Source organism: Mariniluteicoccus endophyticus (assembly GCF_054780035.1).
Genome location: NZ_BAAGXC010000016.1, coordinates 231,772 through 250,398 on the forward strand (window position 1 = coordinate 231,772; position 18,627 = coordinate 250,398).

Consider the following 18,627-nt stretch of genomic DNA (forward strand, 5'->3'; position numbering starts at 1 on the left):
GCCGCAGGACGTCAGTCACCGTCGTCGAGACGAACGCCCCGGGAGGCCCGCGTGGAGATGGTCGGGTGCGTACGCTCCCCCACGACGTCGCGGGTGCCCTCCATCTCGCTGCGCCGCACGACGACCAGGTCGTCCCCGGTCTCGAGCCGGGCGACCGTCGGGTCGAAGTAGCGCCGCATGGTCTTGTTGCGCACGACCGCGATGACCCGCTCGCCCACGATGTCGCCCGGACCCTGGCCGACCTCCTCGGGGCGCACCTGGCGCTCGGCGACCTCGAGGCCCTCGCCCGAGGTCAGCAGGTCCTCGATGGCCGTGCCGATGTTCGGCGAGACCGCCGACAGGCCGAGCAGGCGGCCCACGGCGTCGGACGACGTGACGACCGAGTCCGCACCCGACTGGCGCAGCAGGGGCGCGTTGTCGTGCTCGCGGACCGCGACGACCACATGGGCCGACGGGTTGAGCTGGCGGACGGTGAGCGTGGCAAGGATCGCCGAGTCGTCGCGGTCGAGGGTGATGATGACCTCGCGTGCCTTCGAGATCTCTGCCCGGCGCAGGACGTCGCGGCGGGTCGCGTCACCCTTGATGGCGGCGACCCCGTGGGTGTTGGCGTCGGCGATCGCGGTGGCCCGGTCGTCGATGACGACGAGCTTCTCCATGTCCATCTCGTGGCGTCGCAGGGTCTGGACCGCGCTGCGCCCCTTGGTGCCGTAGCCGACGACGACGACGTGGTTGCGCATCCGTTTCCTCCAGCGGTTGTCGAGCAGGGCGCGGCGTCCCTCGTTGGCCAGCACCTCGAGGGTGGTGCCGACGAGGAGCACGAGGAACACGATGCGCAGCGGGGTGATGACGAGCGCGTTGATGAGTCGCGCATGGGTGGCGCTGGGCGTGATGTCGCCGTAGCCGGTGGTGGTGACCGTCACCGTCGAGTAGTACAGCGCGTCGATCAGCGAGATGCCGTCGTTGTTGACGTTGTCGGAGTAGGAGTCGCGGTCGATGTAGACGATCAGTGTGGTGATGACGAGCAGCAGGACCCCCACCAGAGCGCGCACCAGCAGCTCGCGCGGCGCCGACGAGCGCCGGCGCGGCAGCGACACCAGCACATGGCTGGCGTCGTCCGGTTTCGGCGTCGTCTGGGGGATCAGCGAGCTCACGGCACCTGGAGGACCGACGAGACCGAGTCGATGCCCTGCTCGTGCAGCATCTTGCGGGCGCCCAAGAACTCGAGCTCCAGCAACACCGAGACGTGGACCAGCTCGGCACCGAGCTTCTTCAGCAGGCCCGCCGTGGCGGCGACGGTGCCGCCTGTGGCGAGCACGTCGTCGACCACGAGCACCTCCGCGCCCGGCATCAGCGCATCGGTGTGGACGGCCAGCGTCTCCTGACCGTACTCGAGCGCGAAGGTCTCCTCGTGGACCCTGCCGGGCAGCTTGCCCGGCTTGCGCACCGGCACGAAGCCGGCGTGCAACGCCAGCGCGATCGGCGCGGCGACAATGAATCCGCGCGCTTCCATGCCGACGACGACGTCGATCTCCTCCGGCGAGACGCGGGAGAGCTCGGCGATCGCCGCCTGGAAGCCCCGCGCGTCAGACAGCAGCGGCGTGATGTCCTTGAAGACCACACCCGGCTTCGGGAAGTCGGGGACGTCACGGATGAGGCCCGCGACGAGCTCGCGGTTGACCTCGGAGTGTGTCTTGGGGGGCATGTCGTCACTTCTTTCGCTGGCTGCGCGACTGGTTGCGCGGCTGGCGCCGGTCGGTGTCTGTATTGGCGATGCGGTGCGGACGCACGGTGGTGGTCGTCACCCGCGCTCCGGTACGCGTCGTCGTGCCCTTGGCCTCCTCGTTCTCGGCGGTCTCGCCGGCGAGGTCGTCGTTCGACGGCTCCGACGTGTCCTCGTCGGACGCGGCGGGGCGATGGCGACGGGTCTGCTTGCGCTCGAGGCGCTCGCGGTGGCTGACCATCTCCGGCTCGCGCTCCTTCATGTCGACCAGGAGTGGGGTGGCGATGAACACCGAGGAGTAGGCGCCGGCGATCATGCCGACGAACAGCGCGAGGCCGAGGTCCTTCAGTGGGCCGGTGCCGAGGATGAACGCACCCGCGATGAGCAGCGCGGCCACGGGCAGGACGCCGATCACGGTGGTGTTCAGCGAGCGCACGAGCACCTGGTTGACGGCGTGGTTGGCGGCCTCGGTGTACGTCTTGCGCGACGATTTGAGGTCGACGACGTTCTCACGCACCTTGTCGAACACGACGACCGTGTCGTACAGCGAGTAGCCGAGGATCGTCAGCAGGCCGATGAGGGTGGTCGGGGTGAACGTGAACCCCACGAGCGCATAGATGCCGATGGTCAGCACCAGGTCGTGCAGGAGCGCCGCGATCGCCGCGAAAGACATCTTGAGGTCTCTGAAATAGGCCCAGATCATCAGCATGACCAGCACGAGGAACACCACGAGGGCGATCGCGCCCTTCTGTGTGATCTGCTGGCCCCAGGAGGCACCGATGAGGTTGTAGGCCACCTTGTCCGGCGCGGTCCCGACGTGCTCGGCGATCGCCGTACGCATCTTCGGCACCTCGGTCTCGGCGTCGAGCGTACGCGTCTGGACGCGGACGGTCCTGTCGCCGATGGTCGTGACCGACGTGTCACCCATGTCTGGCAGGCCGACCTTCGCGACGGCGGCCTTCATGTCGTCGACCGTCGTCGCCGTGACCTTCGTCGGCGCCTGGAAGTCGGCGCCGCCTTTGAACTCGATGCCGAGGTCGAGGCCGCGCACCAGCAGGGCGAGGAGGCTCAGGGCGATCAGGGCTGCTGAGATCGCATACCAGCGCTTGCGGCGGCCCACGAAGTCGTAGGCGATCTGACCGGTGTAGAGGCGGTGGGTCAGGCTGTCCTTGGGCCCCGACGCCTTCGCGGACGTCTTGTCGGTGGTCTGGGTTGTCATGCCTTCGACTCCTCGATGGTGGGCCGGGTGGTGCGGCGTCCGGTGCGGCCCTGGATCGACTTCACGCCGAAGTGCTCGGCGTCGAGGCCCGACAGCTTGTGGCCCTGACCGAAGAACTTCGTACGCACCAGCAGGCTCATCAGGGGCTTGGTGAACCAGAAGACCATCGCGATGTCGATGAGGGTGGTCAGGCCGAGCGTGAACGCGAAGCCCTTGACCGCGCCGATCGCGAGGATGAACAGTACGACGGCCGACAGCAGCGACACCGCGTCGGCCACGAGGATCGTGGACCTGGCCTTCTGCCAACCGGTCTCGACCGCGGAGCGCAGCGAGCGGCCATCGCGGACCTCGTCACGGATGCGTTCGAAATAGATGATGAACGAGTCGGCCGTCGTGCCGATCGCCACGATGGCGCCGGCGATGCCGGGCAGGTTCAGCGCGAACCCGACGGACTTGCCGAGCAGCACCATCATCGCGTAGGTGAACGCGGCGGCGACCGCGAGCGAGGCGACGACCACGATGCCGAGGCCGCGGTAGTACAGGAACGAATAGAGGACGACCAGGCCGAGGCCGATCAGGCCGGCGATGATGCCGGCGCGCAGTTGCTCGCCGCCGAGGGTGGCGGACACGTTGTCGACCGAGGACACCTCGAAGGCCAGCGGCAGCGCGCCGTACTTCAGGACGTTGGCGAGCTCGGTGGCCGATTTCTCGTCGAAGCCGCCGGAGATCTCGGCGCGGCCGCCGGGGATCGCCTGGCTGACCGAGGGTGCTGAGATCGACTTGCCGTCGAGGACGATGGCGAAGCGGTTCATCGGGTCCTGCTGGGAGGCGAGTTGGCCGGTGGCCTTCTCGAACGCCGCGGCTCCCTCGTTGTTGAATTCCAGGTTGACGACCCAGTTGAGCTGGTTCTGGGGCACGCCGGCGGTCGCGTTGGTCAGCATGTCGCCCTTGACGAGGGCAGGGCCGAGCAGGAGCTTCTGGGTGCCGCTGCGGTCGCACGCGATGAGCGGCTGGTCGGAGACCTCGACGAACTTCTGGTCGCAGGTGAACTCCTGGAACTCGGCGAGGTCCTGCTCCGACGGCTGCCAGGTGAGCGCCTTCTCGGGGGTCAGGCCCGTGCCGGGCGCCGTGGGACGCGGGGTCTTGGGCGCGGGCGGTGCGGTCGGCAGCTGGGGGGCCGGACGCGGGTTGCCGCTCGGAGCGGCCTGCGGGGTCGCCGCACCCGGGGTCGCCTCGGCACCCGGCGTGGCGTTCGGGGCCGGGCTGCCGGTGGCCTGGGGCGTACCCGTCGCTGTCGGGTCGGGCACCGGCGCCGCGTTGTCGACCATCGCGACGGCGCGGAAGGTCAGGACGGCGGTCTGGCCGACGAGGCGGACGAGCTCGTCCTGCTGGACGTTGGGCACGGTGACCACGATCTGTCGCTCGCCCGAAGTCGTGACCTCGGTCTCACCGACGCCGAGGCTGTCGACGCGCTGCTGGATGATCGTGCGGGCCTGCTCGAGGCTCTCACGCGTCGGCGCGCCGCCACCGGTGGTGTTCGTCGCCGTCAGCGTGATCGTCGTGCCACCTCGCAGGTCGAGACCCAGCTTCGGGGTCCAGGCCTTCGCCATCGCCATCACACCGATGCACGCGGCGAGTGCGAGGAAGGTCGCCACGAGCGTGCGCAGCGGTTTTCCGTGTTTGGTTGCCACTTCGTACCTTCTCGTCAAGCCTCGGAGGGCTTCTGGGTGTCGGGAGCCTCGACCCGCGCGGGGCCGTTGCCCGCGGGTGGGTCGATCGGGTCTGGGTCGACGGAACCGTCGGGCTCCGTCTCGTGGTCTGCCTCGAGGGCCTCGTCCGTCTCGTGGACGTCGTGCTCGGCGACGGGCGTGGCCGTCGGGGCCTCCACGACTTGGGCGACCGCACGGGTGGCGACCTCGAGGTGGGTGCCCGGGGCGACCTCGAGCTGCATCGTGGTCTCACCGAGGGAGACGACCGTCCCGTGAATGCCGCTGGTCAGCATGACGCGGGCGCCGGGCCGCAGCGAGGCGACGAGCTGTTCGTGCTGCTTCTGGGCACGTCGTTGGGGAAGGAACACCAGGAACACCAGTCCCGCCAGCATGAGGGCGATGACGATGACGGACTCCATGGCTCCCGTTTCGTGTGTGATCGGACGGCTACAGGCATGCCGACACGTCCCGCAGGACGGGCCGACTGCGGGAGTCTATCCGCGATCGGGTGAAATCCCGAACAGGTCGGGACCGGCCGCACCAGCAGGGGGCCTCAGGCCCAGGTGCGACCACCCGGCGGCCGTGGCGACGCGGCCGCGCTGCGTACGCATCAGGAAGCCCTGACGCACGAGGAAGGGCTCGGCGACCTCCTCGACGGTCTCGGCCTCCTCCCCCACCGAGATCGCCAGTGTCGACAGGCCGACCGGGCCGCCACCGAACTTGCGGCACAGCGCGTCGAGCACGCCGCGGTCGAGCCGGTCGAGACCCTGCTCGTCCACCTCGTAGAGCTCGAGCGCCGCCTTCGCCAGCTCGACGGTGATGCGGCCGTCGGAACGCACCTGCGCGTAGTCGCGCACGCGGCGCAGCAGACGGTTCGCGATGCGCGGGGTGCCTCGGGAGCGGCGCGCGATCTCGGCGGACGCCTGCGGGTCGATGCGTACGCCCAGCACGCCGGCCGAGCGTGCGATGATCCGCTCGAGATCGAAGGGCTCGTAGAAGTCGAGCTGGGCGGTGAACCCGAAGCGGTCGCGCAGCGGCCCGGGCAGCAGGCCCGCACGCGTCGTGGCGCCGACCATGGTGAACGGCGGGATCTCCAGCGGGATCGCAGTGGCGCCGGGCCCCTTGCCGACGACGACGTCGACGCGGAAGTCCTCCATCGCCAGATAGAGCATCTCCTCGGCGGGCTTCGACATGCGGTGGATCTCGTCGAGGAAGAACACCTCCCCCTCGACCAAGCCCGACAGGATGGCCGCCAGGTCGCCGGCGTGCTGGATCGCCGGACCCGACGAGATTCGGATCGGCGCGTTCATCTCGGCAGCGATGATCATGGCGAGCGTCGTCTTGCCCAGGCCGGGCGGCCCCGACAGCAGCACGTGGTCGGCCACCGCGCCGCGGTGTCGCGCCGCCTCGAGGACGAGGCCAAGCTGGTCGGCGACGCGCGGCTGGCCCCGGAACTCGGTCAGGGACGCCGGCCGCAGCGCGGCCTCGGCGGCCTTCTCGTCGGTCAGGGCGTGGGGGTCGAGGGGCGAGTCGCTCACGCGGTCGATCCTCTCAGGCTCAGCGCTTGGCGAGCGACTGCAGCGCCGCCCGCATCAGCACGGCCACGTTCGTCTCGGTCTCGGCGAGCGGTGCCACGCGCTCACAGGCCGCCTCGGCGTCCTTGGCCGACCAGCCCAGCCCCTGCAGGCCGGTGGCGACCTGTTCGCGCCACGGCTCGTTGGCCGAGGGTGCCGCCGGCGTGCCGTCGGGAGCGGTGACCGGGCCGAGGGCGTTGACCTTGTCCTTGAGCTCGAGCACGACCTTCTGGGCACCCTTCGGGCCCAGCCCCGGCGTACGCGTCAGGGTCTTGTGGTCGCCCGAGGCGACGGCGACGCGGAACTCGCCGGGGCTCAGCACCGACATCATTGCCAGAGCGATCTTGGGGCCGATGCCCGAAGCCGACATGGCCAGCTCGAAGCAGTCGCGCTCGTCGGCGGTCGCGAACCCGTAGAGGGTCATCGAGTCCTCGCGCACGACCATGCTGGTCTGCAGCTCGGTGGGCTGGCCGAGGCGTACGGACGTCGCGGTGGCGGGCGTGACCAAGCAGCGGACGCCGAACCCGGCCAGGTCGACGACGACCGACGTGGCGCCGACCGCGGTGACGGTGCCCTTGAGATGGGCGATCATCGGGTTCCTCCTGTGGACTGGACCTTCAGCTGGGCCGCACGGATGCGTTCGGTCTGGCGTGCGGCGATCTCTCGCGCACGCTCCATCGACTCGCCGTGGGCGGTGCGCGAGTGGCGCGCGGTGGCCTCGGTGAGGCGGTTGCGCGTGCCGCCGCGCCACACGTGGCAGATCGCCAGCGCGACGGCGTCGGCCGCGTCGGCCGGCTTCGGGGGCTCGTCGAGCCTGAGCACGCGGGCGACCATGGTGCCGACCTGCTTCTTGTCGGCCCGGCCCGAGCCCGAGATGGCGGCCTTCACCTCGCTCGGGGTGTGCTCGGCGACGGGGATGCCGTTGCGGGCACCGACCAGCATGGCGACGCCCGACGCCTGAGCGGTGCCCATGACGGTGTTGAGGTTGTTCTGGGCGAACACGCGCTCTACAGCCAGCACGTCGGGCAGCCACGTCTCGAGAAGGGCCTGGATCTCGACCTCGATCGTCACGAGCCGACGTGGCGCATCGAGTGCCGAGTCGGTGCGGATCACGCCCACGGCGAGCAGCTGGGGCGGTCGGCCGGGAAGGCCCTCGACCACGCCGTACCCGCAGCGGGTCAGGCCGGGGTCGATCCCGAGCACACGCATGCACCCCTCCTCACGTCGAACAGACGTTCGGATGGTATCGCGGGCGGTCGCCGGGCCGGCGCCGAAACGCCGGTCCGGGCGACGCTCACGCCTCGTCGGACTCGGGGCCCTCGTAGTTGGCGTACACGTTCTGGACGTCGTCGCAGTCTTCGAGGGCGTCGATGATGCGCTCGACCTTCTCGGCCACCTCGGCGTCGACCTGGGTGTCGTAGTCGGGCACGAACGAGACCTCGGCCGACTCGTAGTCGAGCCCGGCTCCCTGGACGGCCTTGCGCACCTCGACCACGTCGGACGGGTCGCACTGGATGGTGAAGCCCTCGCCCTGGTCGATGACCTCCTCGGCCCCCGCGTCGAGGGTCACCTCGAGCAGGTCGTCCTCGGTGACCTCGCGGCCGCCCTGGGCCTTGGCCACCTCCACGACACCCTTGCGCTGGTAGATGCGCGACACCGAGCCGGCGTCGGCCATCGAGCCGCCGTTGCGCGTCACCGCGACGCGCACCTCGGAGGCCGAACGGTTGCGGTTGTCGGTGAGGCACTCGATCAGCAGGCCCACGCCGCCGGGCGCCATGGCCTCGTAGAACAGCGTCTCGTAGCTGACGGCGTCGGCGCCCTCACCCGAGCCGCGCTTGACGGCGCGGTCGATGTTGTCGTTGGGCACCGACGACTTCTTCGCCTTCTGGATGGCGTCGTACAGCGTCGGGTTGCCCGCGGGGTCGCCACCGCCGAGCCGTGCCGCGACCTCGACGTTCTTGATCAGCTTGGCGAACAGCTTGCCGCGCTTGGCGTCGATGACGGCCTTCTTGTGCTTCGTGGTGGCCCATTTGGAGTGACCGCTCATGCGCAGCCCCTTTCTCGTCGGTGCAAGGTGCGTCCTGCAGTCAGGCGGCGTCGGCCGCGTACTGCACGATGGTGTCGGTGGGTTCGTAGCCGACCGAACGATACAGCTCGTCGTTCAGCTCACCGCGCGAGTCGATGCCGAGACCGCCGGCGTCGGCACCCGCGTCGGCGAACGTCGCCAGCGACCTGACCAGCAGACCGCGTGCGATCCCGCGGCCGCGGTGGGACGGGCGTACGCCCAGCCGGTCGGTCCAGCCGTCGACGACGTCGTCGTCGGGGATGGGGTCGGAGTTCATGGCATAGCCCACGACCTCGCCGGTGGTGTCGTCCAGCGCGAGCCACGACCACTCCGGCCGGGCGGCCGGACGGCGGACCTGGGCGTGCCACTCGTCGGCCGAGACCGGCGCCGCGTTCCACTCCTGGGCGAACGCCTCGTTGTGGGCGTCTCGCGCCGCACCGCACAGGTCCCACGTGAACGGGACGAATGTGATGCCCTCGGGCGATGTCTCGGCGATGCGGCGGTGGAGGGCCTCCACGTCAAAGATGGGGCAGCGCATGTCGACGAAGCGACGCTTCTCGTGCATGCCCGACTTCACGTAGAGGTCACCCTTGGCGGCCAGGCGCGCGTCGGCGTACGCGAGCAGCTCCAACGGACGGCCGTCGAACTCGAGGATGTTGCGCTCGACGGCGGCGTCCCACTGCCAACGCAGCAGCTGGCGGCCGATGCCCTGGTGGCGGTAGGCCGGGTGGACGCCGCCACCCAGGCGGACCTGGCGTGGGTCGGGATCACCGGGCACGTCGATGTTCCAGGCGAACGCGACGACCGAGTCGGCCTCCCAGCCCAGCAGGAGCCTCGTGAGCGCCGTCGGGTCGTTCGCGCAGTAGTCGCGGATCGTCTCGGGCAGGTAGGTCTCGGCCGGGTCGTCGAAGTAGTTGATGGCGTCGATCAACCGCGTGACGTGGTCGATCTCGCTCATCTGGGCCACGCGCCACGTGAGCGAGGTCGTGTCGTCGAGGGTATGCCCCATCTCAGATCCCCTCTCGGTGGGCAGGTTGCCGACCGTTCATTCTAGCCCCTGGGCCACTCCACCGCCGACCAGTGGCGCGCCGTGGCGACCCTGCTCAGGTCGAGATCGGCGTTGACGACCACCGGGTGGCCCACGGCGGACAGCAGCGGCAGGTCTGCCAGCGAGTCGGCGTACGCGAAGGAGCGGGACAGGTCGACGCCCTGGACCTCGGCCCAGCGACGCAGCCACGACGAACGCCACTCCCCCACCATCGGCGGGCCCGTCAGGAAGCCGTTGCAGCGACCGTTGGCGTCGGTGGCCAGGTCGGCGGCCACGACCTCGTCGAACAGGTGGGCGACCGGGCGGGTGAAGGGACGGATCGCGCCGGTCATCAAGATGGTGCGGTGACCCGCGGCGCGATGCTCCTCGATGCGGCGCACGGCGTCGGGGATGAGACGCGACGTGATGCGCTCCCCCAGCCCTTCGTCGACCGCGCGCTCCAGCTCGGCGAGCTCGGTGCCGGAGTAGCGACGGTAGGACGCACGCAGGAACGAGCTGCGGTCATCGCGCTCGGTGCGGATCAGGTCGGGCAGCGCGGAGGTCAGCGAGACGAGCTCGCCGGCGCGGTGGCGTACGGAGCGGTCGCGCAGCTGTGCCCACACGTAGGTCTCGATCACGTTGGCGCCCACGACGGTGCCGTGGAGATCGAAGACCGCCACGACGTCGGGCGCGGCGGCCTTCTCGATGGCCGGCAGCACCGCCGGCGCCGGGCGCGACCCGCGGCGCTTGCGGATCGCGATGCGGTCGCGCGTCGACTGCGTCACCGACGGGCAGTGGATGCGCTCGATGTATTCGGTCCAGTCCACCGCCGCGGTGTCGAACCCGAACGACTCCCTGTCCTGCTCGGCGAGGCTGTTGTGGAGCGCAAGCGTGCGGTCGTCGACGAAATAGAGCTCGGAGCGCAGGTACTCGCCGTAGAGGGCGAGGTAGCGCTTCAGCCCGCCCATCTGGTCCTTGCTGCGGTCGAGCCTCTTCGCCGCGCGGCGCGTCCGGTCCGAGCGCGGCGCCACCGACAGGGCCCGGCCGGCGAGGTCGTAGCCGAGCTCGGTCGCGGCCAGCACGCGCTCGATCCGCCCGGCGCCGGGGAAGCTCCAGCTCGGGAGCTTCTTCGGCGCATCGGGGTCGAACGGGTGGTCGGTGAAGTACTGGCGCACGTGCAGGTAGAGATCGCGGAACGTCAGCGGGTTACGGGTGCCCGAGCTCACGTGGTAGAACTCCGGCCGGCCGATCGCGGGCTCGGTCGCGCACACGGCGACGATCGCGTTCACGACGTGGTCGCACGGCACGATGTCGATGACCGAGTCGGGCGTGGCGGGCAGCTCGGGCAGCGCGCCCTTGCCGTAGGCCATGATCAGCGGCTCGGCCATCTTGTAGCCTTCGATCCAGCCCGGGTAGGGGTGCTTCAGGGACGACTCGACGATGGCTGGCCGCACGATCGACACGCGGATGTCGCGGCCGAGGTCGGCGACGATCCGCTCACCCATCGCTTTGGCGAAGGTGTACGCGTCGGTCCAGCCCAGGCTGCGGGCACGCTCGGTGCCGGCGGTGACCAGCGCCTCGGCGACCCACTCCTGGCGGCGACGCTCGGTGTCGGCGGCCGTGGTCAGGTGTCCGGCGCGGTTGTGCTCGCGCTCGGCCTGGCGGCGCAGGACGGCCAGGCGCTCCGGCGTACGCGACTCGATCTCGATCTGCTCGGCGAGCTTGAGCGCCCACTCGGTCTCGACGGCGTAGTCGACGTCGTGCTCGTGGGCGGACTCGGTGATCGGGCCGCGGCGGCGACCGGCGGTGTAGGCGGTGGAGATGTGGACGTAGTGGGGTACACGGCCCTCGGCCGGCGGCACCGCCTCGAGCATCTTCTCCATGAGTGCCCGCGTGCCGAGCACGTTGGTCTTGAACGCCTGATCGATCGGCGGGTCGAACGACACGTCACCGGCGCAGTGGACGAGCACATCCATGTCGCTTGGCAGGTCGGGCACGTTCGGCAGGTCACCCTCGATGACGGTGACGCGGGCGTCCAGCAGGGCCTCGGCCCCACCGGCGGCCTCGCGCAGGTCGGCGAAGATGCGCTTCTTGACGACCTTGACCATGCGGTCGTACGCCGACGCGTCCCCCTTGCGACGCACGAGCACGCCGACCCTGGTCGTGGGGAGCTCGGAGAGGATCTTCCAGAGCAGCTGCTCGCCGATGAAACCGGTGACGCCGGTCATCACGACGAACTTTCCGTCGAGGAGTTCTGCGAGGGGCCCGTCGAGGGCGGGGACGTCGACCGTGTTCAGCACCCGGGCAGGCTATCGGAATCGTCCGACGGACTGCATTGGCCGAACCCTACAACCAGCGACGCTGCTCAGGCTGTGCGGGAGACTTCGAGGGCCTCCTCGAGCGTGAAATTGCCGACATAGAGGGCGGTGCCGATGATCGCGCCCTCCACGCCGATCGGGACCAGCCCGCGGAGCTGGCGTAGGTCTTCCAGCGACGAGACACCGCCCGAGGCGATGACGGGGGCCTCGGTGCGGGCGCAGATGGCGCCCAGCAGCTCGAAGTTGGGGCCCGACAGCATGCCGTCGGAGGCGACGTCGGTGACGACGTAGCGCGAGCAGCCGGCGGCGTCGAGGCGTTCGAGGGTCTCGAAGACGTTTCCGCCCTCGCGGGTCCAGCCGCGCGCAGCGAGCTTGTCCCCCTTGACGTCGAGGCCGATGGCGATGCGGTCACCGTGCTCGGCGATGATCTCCTCGCACCACTCGGGGCTCTCGAGGGCGGCAGTCCCTATGTTGACCCGGCGGCAGCCGGTGGCCACCGCCCGCTCGAGCGAGGCGTCGTCGCGGATGCCGCCGGACAGCTCGACGTCGAGCTTCATTGCCGACACTACCTCGGCGATGACCTCGGCGTTCGAGCCCTTGCCGAAGGCCGCGTCGAGGTCGACGAGATGGAGCCACTCGGCGCCGGCGTCCTGCCACCGCCGGGCCGCGGCCAGCGGATCACCGAAGGTCTTCTCCGTGCCGTCCACCCCCTGCACGAGCTGGACGGCCTGGCCGTCCTTGACGTCGACAGCGGGAAGAAGCGTGAGTGAGTGCACCCCTCGATGCTACAGAATCCGGAGAACCCCTACCCACCCCTGCGGCTCGCCGAGGCGCTGGTGAGGCCCGGGGAAGAGGACGCGGCGGTGACGAGCCTGCGTACCGCCCTCGACCTCGACGCCGGCATCCTCGACCACGCCGGCCCGACCACCCTGGCCCTCGCCGAGCGACACCACGTGACCGACTGACGCCACCTCACCACCCACGCAACAGGCCGAAAACTCCACAACAGGCGTTGCTTCACCCGTTGTGGAGTCTTCGGCCTGTTGTGGGGAGAGGTCAGGCGCTCATCGAGTCGGGCGCCTCGAGGGCGATGACCTTGCCGGTGGCGACGTCGACGCCGTCGGCGGACAGGGTCAGCGAGACGGTGATCTTGCGGCCCTTCACCTCGTCGATGTGCCCGCGGCACACCAGCTCGACGCCCATGGGCGTGGGCTTGAGGTAGCGCACCTCCAGCGTGCCGGTGACGAAGCGGAGCGAGCCCTCGGCCTCGAAGTCCCGGCCGGCGGCGTGGTTGCCGGCCAGCGCGGCGGAGCCGGTGCCGGAGCAGTCGATGACCGAGGCGACCAGGCCGCCGTACACGAACCCGGGCAGCGCCGTGTGTTCCGGCTTCGGCGTGAAGCGGGTGATGGTGTCGGTATGCGAGTCGCCGTCCCAGCGGGTTTTCAGCTGGTGGCCGGCCTCGTTCTCGGCGCCACAGCCGTAGCAGGCGGCGAAGGCGGAGTCGTAGTGGTCCTGGACGGCGGGGTTGTCGTTCACGGTCGTGCTCCTCATCGAGTCGTTGGACGCATCGAACCACTGGTCGGGCGCGGCGGGAAGTCCCCCGTTCGGGTGTGGCGCCTAGATGCCGCGTACGAAGCTGCGCGAGCCCTCGTCGGTGTTCTCGGTGAACCAGGCGTCCTCGACCGACAGCGACTCGACCGCGACGCCGCCGAGCACCAGCGGCAGCGTGTGCAGCACCGTCGACGGGAAGCTCAGCACGTGACCCCCGATCGGGCCGCGACGCGCCCACAGCTCCATCGGCAGGTCGGGCCGGACGATGCGTACGCCCATGTCCTCGATCGCCTGCAGCTTGGCCCCCGACTCGTGCCGGTGGGGCAGGTAGCGGCCCACCGCACGCCCGGCGACGAGGCGGCGTACGCCCGCCAGGTAGGCGTTCTCGTCGACGACCCCTGTCTCGACGAGCGAGGTGCCCATCAGGTCGGAGGCGGGCAGACGCTCGGGCTCTCCCCACAGCGAGCGAGCCCAGGCGTACGCGTTGGTCTCGTGCGGCATGTCGACCGTGAGCGGCATGGCGGTGAACAGCGAGACGGCCGGGGAGCCGCCGCCCAGGACCCTGTACGCCGGCCCGGCGACCATCCGGTTGAGCCGCGGCGGGGCGGCCTCGTGCCACCGGACCAGCGGGGCGCCGGAGGCCCACTGCTCCGCGTAACGGATCGTGGCCGTGCCGTCGTCGACGACGACGACGCGGGGGTTGCGCGTCGTGGCGAGCAGGAGGTGGGCGAGACCCGCGTACGGGTCGCCGAGGACGACCGTGTCGGCCGCGCGCACCACCGGCGCGAGCCGGGCGACGGCCGCGGCCTGGTGACGGGGCGACAACCGTGCCTCCACCCAGTCGACGGTGAAGCCGTGGGCACGCGCCAGCTCGGCGACACGGTGCATCTGCAGCCGCGTGCGCAGGTCGGTGGGCGCCAGCTGGACGATGCGCGTCGGCGTGCCGGTCGCGTACGCCCACTCGACCGCGTTCAGGGTCTGCGCGGGCGAGTCGACCAGCGCGACGGCGTCAGCCACGGGTCAGGCGACCGGCCCGCCCGAAACGTCATCGAACTCGGCAACGACGCCGGGGACGCGACGGAGCTTCTTCATCGCGGCGAGCTCGCCCTCGTAGACCTTCTTGACGCCGTCACCCAGCGCGGTCTCGATGACGCGGATGTCGCGCACGAGGCGCTCCAGCCCGCCCGGCTCGACCGACGCGGCCTGGTCGGAGCCCCACATGGCGCGGTCGAGCGTGATGTGGCGCTCGATGAACACGGCGCCGAGCGCGACCGCGGCGAGCGTGGTCTGCAGCCCGGTCTCGTGGCCCGAGTAGCCGATCGGCACGTTCGGGAACTCGCGCTGCAGCGTGTGGATCATGCGCAGGTTGAGCTCCTCGGCCTTGGCCGGGTAGGTCGACGTGGCGTGGCACATGATCGTGTTCTCGCTGCCGAGGACCTCGACGGCGTGGCGGATCTGGGCGGGCGTGGACATGCCGGTCGACAAGATGATCGTCTTGCCGGTCTCGCGCATGCGGCGCAGCAGCTCGTCGTCGGTCAACGACGCGGAGGCCACCTTGTGGGCGGGGACGTCGAACTTCTCGAGGAAGTCGACCGAGCCGGTGTCCCACGGGGAGGCGAACCAGTCGATGCCCTTCTCCTTGCAGTACGCGTCGATCTGCGCGTACTCCTGCTCACCGAACTCGACGCGGTGGCGGTAGTCGATGTATTTCATGCGGCCCCACGGCGTGTCGCGCTCGAGGTCCCACTGGTCGCGCGGGGTGCACACCTCGGGCGTGCGCTTCTGGAACTTCACTCCGTCGCAGCCGGCCTGGACCGCGGCGTCGATCAGCCGCAGCGCGTTGTCGACGTCACCGTTGTGGTTGATGCCGATCTCGCCGGTGACGTAGACCGGGTTGCCGAGGCCGACGGGCCGGGTGCCGATCAGCCGCACGGGGGTGTTCGCGGTCGGAGTGGTCATGACGTCCTTTCACCTGGGCGACGCGGGCGGGGGCTCGCGACAGAAAGCACAAGCAGGCTACACCGGTGTGCCCCGGCTAGGGTGGTGGCCATGACGCCCGCGCGCCGCACCCACCCCGAGCTCACCGTGGTGGTGAACTTCTACAACCTGCAGCGCCTGGCCCCCCAGGCCCTCGCGTCCCTGCGTGGCTCCGCCTCCCCCGGCGTACGCTTCCTGCTCGTCGACGACGCGTCGACCGACGACACACCGAACCTGCTCGAGGACGCCGCACGGTCCATCCCGGGCGCCGACGTGCTCCACCTCGACCACAACCAGGGCCTGGCCGCGGCCCGCCACCGCGGCATGGAACGGGTCGAGACCGACTGGTTCACCTTCCTCGACGGTGACGACTGGGTCGAGCCCGGCTACTACCCCACCCTGTTCGACGAGGTCCTCGCGTCGGGGTGCGAGTGGGTGCGCACCGATCACATCGAGGTCGTCGGCACGACGCGTACGCCGATCCGCATCCCCGACCGCAACCGTGCCAAGCGCATCGGCAGCCCCCGCGAGTCGATCCTCGCCGCCCGCACGACGTCGGTCGACTTCGCACACGCCTGGTCGGGTGTCTACCACCGGCGTCTGCGCGACGAGGGGCTCGTGTTCTATCCGGAGCAGCTGCGCACCGCCGAGGACCGGCCGGGCATCTGGCGTCTCCACCTCAACGTGGACCGGTTCACCATCGCCCGAACGATGGGGTTGTTCTACCGCCGCGGCGTCGCCGGCTCGCTGACCCAGACCGGTGACGTACGCCAGCTCGCGATCATCGAGTCGCTGCGGCTCATGCGCGAGGAGGTGCTGGCCGACCGCGAGGCCGATCGGTTCATGCCGAAGGTCGTCCGCACGTGGTGCGGCCTGCTGGCCGCCCACTGGATGCTGCGGTCCCGGCTCACGCCGGCGCTGCGGCGCCGTTTCGCCGTCGAGGCGCTGCACCTGCTCGACACCGTCGACCCGGCGATGCTGCAGGCCAACCTCGACACCATGATCGAGTCCCGCCGACAGGCGCTGGAGGATCTCCTGCGCACCGGGTACCTGTGGGAGGCCGTCCGATGAGCACCCTCGCCGTGGTGGTCCCGTTCTTCGACCTGGCCGCGCTCGCCCCGGTGACGCTCCGCTCTCTGGCCGCCGCGACCGGCCCCGGCGTACGCCTGGTGCTGGTCGACGACGCGTCCACCGACGCGACGCCCGACCTCCTGCAGGCTGCGCTTCCCACGCTCGGCGACGCCGAGCTGCTGCGCCTGCCGAGCAACACCGGGCTGTCCGGCGCACGCAACCGGGGCGTGGTCGCCGCCGAGGGCGCCGACTGGGTCACGTTCTTCGACGGCGACGACCTGGTCGAGCCTGGCTACTTCCCGGCGCTGCTGGCCGCGTGCGAGGCGTCCGGCGCCGACTTCGTGCGGACCGACCACGTCGACGTCCGCGGCATCGAGCGCACCGCCGTCCGGGTCCCCTCGCGCGCCCGTCAGGGGCGGCTCGTCGACGGCCGGGACGCGATCCTGCCCGCCGGGCAGCGCACGTCGGTCGACCACCCGTACGCGTGGGCCGGCGCCTATCGCCGTGAGCTCGCCGCCGACGGCCTGCTGGAGTTCGACGAGTCGTTGCGAACCGCTGAGGACCGCCCGTGGATCTGGCGGCTCCACCTCGCCGGCGGGCGCTTCACCGTGCCCGACCTGCTCGGGCTGGGCTATCGGCGTGGCGTGGCCGGTTCGCTGTCGCAGCGCGCGACGTCGACCCAGCTCGACTTCGTGCCCGCGATGGCGCGGGTCATCGACATCGTGCGGGCCGACCCGGAGGCCGACCGGTTCCTGCCGAAGGCCATCCGCCGCCAGTGCGAGCTGACGCTGCACCACCTGGGGCTCATGGACCGGTTCGAGCCCGGCGTACGCACCACGTTCACGCGCCTGCTGGGACAGGCGCTGGCCGACCTGCCCGCCGCCGAGCGCGATGCCGTGCTGGCCGACCTGACCCCCGACCGCCGCGGCCGCCTGCTGCGGATCATGCCGAAGGAGCGCCCATGAGCGACCAGCCCCGCCCCGCACCCGTCCAGCCCGATGCGCCCGTCCAGCCCGATGCGCCCGTCCATCCCGACGTGGCCCGGCGTACGCAGGTCTTCGAGGTCTCGACCCTGTACGGGCTGGCGACGTTGAACGCGATCATCGACCAGGGCCTGCTCGGTGACGCGCCGCGTCGCGTGCTCGTGACGTCGAACAACGTCGACAACCCCGAGACCGGGGACGCGCTGCGCTCGAGCCCGGCGTTCGCCGACCTGTGCGCACCGTTCCACGGCGTGGTGTCCTACAACGAGGCCCTCCATCCGCTGCACCCGCGCCAGTTCACGCCCGGCGAGGCGGAGCTGCCGCTGTGGGAGCGCTACCTGCGCGGCCAGTGGGGGCTGGGCGACGAGCCCGTCCATCTGGTGATGGAGTCGATCCAGACGCCGCCGTCGGCGACGCTGGCGGCGATCTTCGCGCAGGCCTCCATCGACGTGTACGCCGACGGCCTGATGACCTACTCCCCGACCCGCAACCGCATCGTGTCCGACGTCGGCATCCGCATCGACCGGGTGCTGCACCTCGACCTGGTGCCGGGGCTGGAGCCGCTGCTGCTGTCGGAGTTCGGCGTGCGCGGCCACGTCATCGACTCCGAGCGCATGCGCGCGGTCCTGCGCCGAGTCGCGCCCACGTCGACGCTGCCCGACGTCGAGGGCCCGTGCGCGGTCTTGCTGGGGCAGTATTTGTCGGCGCTGAAGCTCATCTCGGTCGAGGACGAGGAGCGGCTCCACGCCGACATGGTGTCGGCCGCGGTCGCCCGCGGCGTACGCACCATTGTGTTCAAGCCCCACCCGTCGGCTCCGGCGTCGCTGACGTCGCGCCTGCTGGAGCGGGCGGCCGAACTGGGCGCCGTGGTGACAGTCTACGCCGAGCCCGTGCTGGCCGAGACGTTGTTCGAGCGGCTCGACGTGCGGCTGGTGGTCAGCTGCTTCTCCACCGGCCTGATGACCGCGAGCGCGCTCTACGGCATCGACGCCGTCCGGGTGGGCACGGAGGCCGTGCTGAAGACGCTGAAGCCCTACCCGAACAGCAACCGTGTGCCGCTGGTCGTCGTCGACACCCACGTCGACGGCCCCGACTCCCCCGCCCGGCTCGACGTGCCCGAGCTGCGCGAGCTCGTGGAGGCGGTGGGCTTCGTGATGCAGCCCGAGATCCTGGCCGACCGGCGCGGCCGGGTGACAGCGTGGCTCGAGCGCCACGGGGCCGACGAGTCGCGCTACTTCCCCGCCGAGCGGCTGGGCCAGCTCGACCTGCCGGGCGGTCGCAAGACCCTGCGTACGCGGGTGGCGCCGACGCTGCGGCGGGTCGCGCGGCAGGCGTACGCGACGGAGCGGCGCCTCGAGGAGCGGTTCATGGGGTCCATCCGGATGCAGTGAACGCCCTCGTTACGATCGGGTA

19 protein-coding genes are annotated in these 18,627 nt (G+C 70.6%); 4 read left to right on the plus strand and 15 right to left on the minus strand.

What is annotated here, in order from left to right:
* Positions 1-11: 11 nt before the first annotated feature.
* The 12 genes from ACYVGD_RS06440 to priA form a co-directional block, all read right to left on the minus strand.
* Positions 12-1,151 (minus strand): potassium channel family protein, encoded by a 1,140-nt coding sequence (locus tag ACYVGD_RS06440; protein ID WP_460742193.1) that lies wholly within the window; start codon positions 1,149-1,151, stop codon positions 12-14.
* Positions 1,148-1,702, minus strand: coding sequence for an adenine phosphoribosyltransferase (locus tag ACYVGD_RS06445; RefSeq protein WP_460742194.1), 555 nt, complete (start codon positions 1,700-1,702; stop codon positions 1,148-1,150). The genes ACYVGD_RS06440 and ACYVGD_RS06445 overlap by 4 nt, the downstream gene beginning before the upstream one ends.
* 4 nt (positions 1,703-1,706) lie before the next feature.
* Complete coding sequence (gene secF, locus ACYVGD_RS06450; RefSeq protein ID WP_460742195.1) at positions 1,707-2,939, minus strand: protein translocase subunit SecF; 1,233 nt, start codon at positions 2,937-2,939, stop codon at positions 1,707-1,709.
* Complete coding sequence (gene secD, locus ACYVGD_RS06455) at positions 2,936-4,630, minus strand: protein translocase subunit SecD (protein WP_460742196.1); 1,695 nt, start codon at positions 4,628-4,630, stop codon at positions 2,936-2,938. The genes secF and secD overlap by 4 nt, the downstream gene beginning before the upstream one ends.
* Positions 4,631-4,644: 14 nt before the next feature.
* The gene (gene yajC, locus ACYVGD_RS06460; protein WP_460742197.1) at positions 4,645-5,067 is read right to left on the minus strand and encodes a preprotein translocase subunit YajC; all 423 of its coding nucleotides are present in this window, start codon (positions 5,065-5,067) and stop codon (positions 4,645-4,647) included.
* 75 nt (positions 5,068-5,142) lie between these two features.
* Positions 5,143-6,186, minus strand: coding sequence for a Holliday junction branch migration DNA helicase RuvB (gene ruvB, locus ACYVGD_RS06465; protein WP_460742198.1), 1,044 nt, complete (start codon positions 6,184-6,186; stop codon positions 5,143-5,145).
* A gap of 19 nt (positions 6,187-6,205) precedes the next feature.
* Positions 6,206-6,814, minus strand: a complete 609-nt coding sequence (gene ruvA / locus ACYVGD_RS06470; protein ID WP_460742199.1) for a Holliday junction branch migration protein RuvA — start codon at positions 6,812-6,814, stop codon at positions 6,206-6,208.
* Complete coding sequence (gene ruvC / locus ACYVGD_RS06475) at positions 6,811-7,431, minus strand: crossover junction endodeoxyribonuclease RuvC (RefSeq protein WP_460742200.1); 621 nt, start codon at positions 7,429-7,431, stop codon at positions 6,811-6,813. Before ruvC ends, ruvA begins: the two co-directional genes overlap by 4 nt.
* 85 nt (positions 7,432-7,516) lie before the next feature.
* Entirely contained in the window at positions 7,517-8,269 is a 753-nt protein-coding gene (locus ACYVGD_RS06480; protein ID WP_460742201.1) for a YebC/PmpR family DNA-binding transcriptional regulator, read from the minus strand.
* Between the two features lie 40 nt (positions 8,270-8,309).
* On the minus strand, positions 8,310-9,296 hold the full coding sequence (locus ACYVGD_RS06485; RefSeq protein WP_460742202.1) for a GNAT family N-acetyltransferase: 987 nt from the start codon (positions 9,294-9,296) through the stop codon (positions 8,310-8,312).
* Between the two features lie 41 nt (positions 9,297-9,337).
* Positions 9,338-11,614 (minus strand): HAD-IB family hydrolase, encoded by a 2,277-nt coding sequence (locus ACYVGD_RS06490; protein WP_460742203.1) that lies wholly within the window; start codon positions 11,612-11,614, stop codon positions 9,338-9,340.
* 65 nt (positions 11,615-11,679) lie between these two features.
* Positions 11,680-12,408: a bifunctional 1-(5-phosphoribosyl)-5-((5-phosphoribosylamino)methylideneamino)imidazole-4-carboxamide isomerase/phosphoribosylanthranilate isomerase PriA gene (gene priA / locus ACYVGD_RS06495; RefSeq protein ID WP_460742204.1), complete on the minus strand. Its 729-nt coding sequence runs from the start codon at positions 12,406-12,408 to the stop codon at positions 11,680-11,682.
* A gap of 6 nt (positions 12,409-12,414) precedes the next feature.
* On the opposite strand from priA, the gene ACYVGD_RS06500 reads away from it, so the two are divergent.
* Positions 12,415-12,597, plus strand: coding sequence for a hypothetical protein (locus ACYVGD_RS06500; RefSeq protein WP_460742205.1), 183 nt, complete (start codon positions 12,415-12,417; stop codon positions 12,595-12,597).
* 91 nt (positions 12,598-12,688) lie between these two features.
* On the opposite strand, the gene ACYVGD_RS06505 is transcribed toward ACYVGD_RS06500, so the two are convergent.
* The 3 genes from ACYVGD_RS06505 to ACYVGD_RS06515 form a co-directional block, all read right to left on the minus strand.
* Positions 12,689-13,168 (minus strand): PaaI family thioesterase, encoded by a 480-nt coding sequence (locus ACYVGD_RS06505; RefSeq protein WP_460742206.1) that lies wholly within the window; start codon positions 13,166-13,168, stop codon positions 12,689-12,691.
* An 81-nt stretch (positions 13,169-13,249) separates the two neighbouring features.
* On the minus strand, positions 13,250-14,200 hold the full coding sequence (locus ACYVGD_RS06510; RefSeq protein ID WP_460742207.1) for a hypothetical protein: 951 nt from the start codon (positions 14,198-14,200) through the stop codon (positions 13,250-13,252).
* Positions 14,201-14,203: 3 nt separating this feature from the next.
* Positions 14,204-15,142 (minus strand): N-acetylneuraminate synthase family protein, encoded by a 939-nt coding sequence (locus tag ACYVGD_RS06515; RefSeq protein WP_460742208.1) that lies wholly within the window; start codon positions 15,140-15,142, stop codon positions 14,204-14,206.
* A 90-nt stretch (positions 15,143-15,232) separates the two neighbouring features.
* Between ACYVGD_RS06515 and ACYVGD_RS06520 the strand changes: the two genes are divergently transcribed.
* From ACYVGD_RS06520 to ACYVGD_RS06530, 3 genes are read left to right on the plus strand one after another with little or no spacing between them, the layout of a single operon-like run.
* A complete protein-coding gene (locus tag ACYVGD_RS06520; protein ID WP_460742209.1) occupies positions 15,233-16,231 on the plus strand; it encodes a glycosyltransferase family 2 protein in 999 nt (332 codons plus the stop codon).
* Complete coding sequence (locus ACYVGD_RS06525; protein ID WP_460742210.1) at positions 16,228-17,196, plus strand: glycosyltransferase family 2 protein; 969 nt, start codon at positions 16,228-16,230, stop codon at positions 17,194-17,196. The genes ACYVGD_RS06520 and ACYVGD_RS06525 overlap by 4 nt, the downstream gene beginning before the upstream one ends.
* Positions 17,193-18,605 (plus strand): polysialyltransferase family glycosyltransferase, encoded by a 1,413-nt coding sequence (locus ACYVGD_RS06530; RefSeq protein WP_460742212.1) that lies wholly within the window; start codon positions 17,193-17,195, stop codon positions 18,603-18,605. Before ACYVGD_RS06525 ends, ACYVGD_RS06530 begins: the two co-directional genes overlap by 4 nt.
* Positions 18,606-18,627 lie beyond the last annotated feature (22 nt).

Excerpts from the sequence above, each read along its gene's own strand:
- ACYVGD_RS06445 (WP_460742194.1), bottom strand. The coding sequence starts at position 1,702 with ATGCCCCCCAAGACACACTCCGAGGTCAACCGCGAGCTCGTCGCGGGC.
- secF (WP_460742195.1), bottom strand. The coding sequence starts at position 2,939 with ATGACAACCCAGACCACCGACAAGACGTCCGCGAAGGCGTCGGGGCCC.
- yajC (WP_460742197.1), bottom strand. The coding sequence starts at position 5,067 with ATGGAGTCCGTCATCGTCATCGCCCTCATGCTGGCGGGACTGGTGTTC.
- ruvA (WP_460742199.1), bottom strand. The coding sequence starts at position 6,814 with ATGATCGCCCATCTCAAGGGCACCGTCACCGCGGTCGGCGCCACGTCG.
- ruvC (WP_460742200.1), bottom strand. The coding sequence starts at position 7,431 with ATGCGTGTGCTCGGGATCGACCCCGGCCTGACCCGCTGCGGGTACGGC.
- ACYVGD_RS06480 (WP_460742201.1), bottom strand. The coding sequence starts at position 8,269 with ATGAGCGGTCACTCCAAATGGGCCACCACGAAGCACAAGAAGGCCGTC.
- ACYVGD_RS06485 (WP_460742202.1), bottom strand. The coding sequence starts at position 9,296 with ATGGGGCATACCCTCGACGACACGACCTCGCTCACGTGGCGCGTGGCC.
- ACYVGD_RS06500 (WP_460742205.1), top strand. The coding sequence starts at position 12,415 with ATGCTACAGAATCCGGAGAACCCCTACCCACCCCTGCGGCTCGCCGAG.
- ACYVGD_RS06515 (WP_460742208.1), bottom strand. The coding sequence starts at position 15,142 with ATGACCACTCCGACCGCGAACACCCCCGTGCGGCTGATCGGCACCCGG.
- ACYVGD_RS06520 (WP_460742209.1), top strand. The coding sequence starts at position 15,233 with ATGACGCCCGCGCGCCGCACCCACCCCGAGCTCACCGTGGTGGTGAAC.
- ACYVGD_RS06525 (WP_460742210.1), top strand. The coding sequence starts at position 16,228 with ATGAGCACCCTCGCCGTGGTGGTCCCGTTCTTCGACCTGGCCGCGCTC.
- ACYVGD_RS06530 (WP_460742212.1), top strand. The coding sequence starts at position 17,193 with ATGAGCGACCAGCCCCGCCCCGCACCCGTCCAGCCCGATGCGCCCGTC.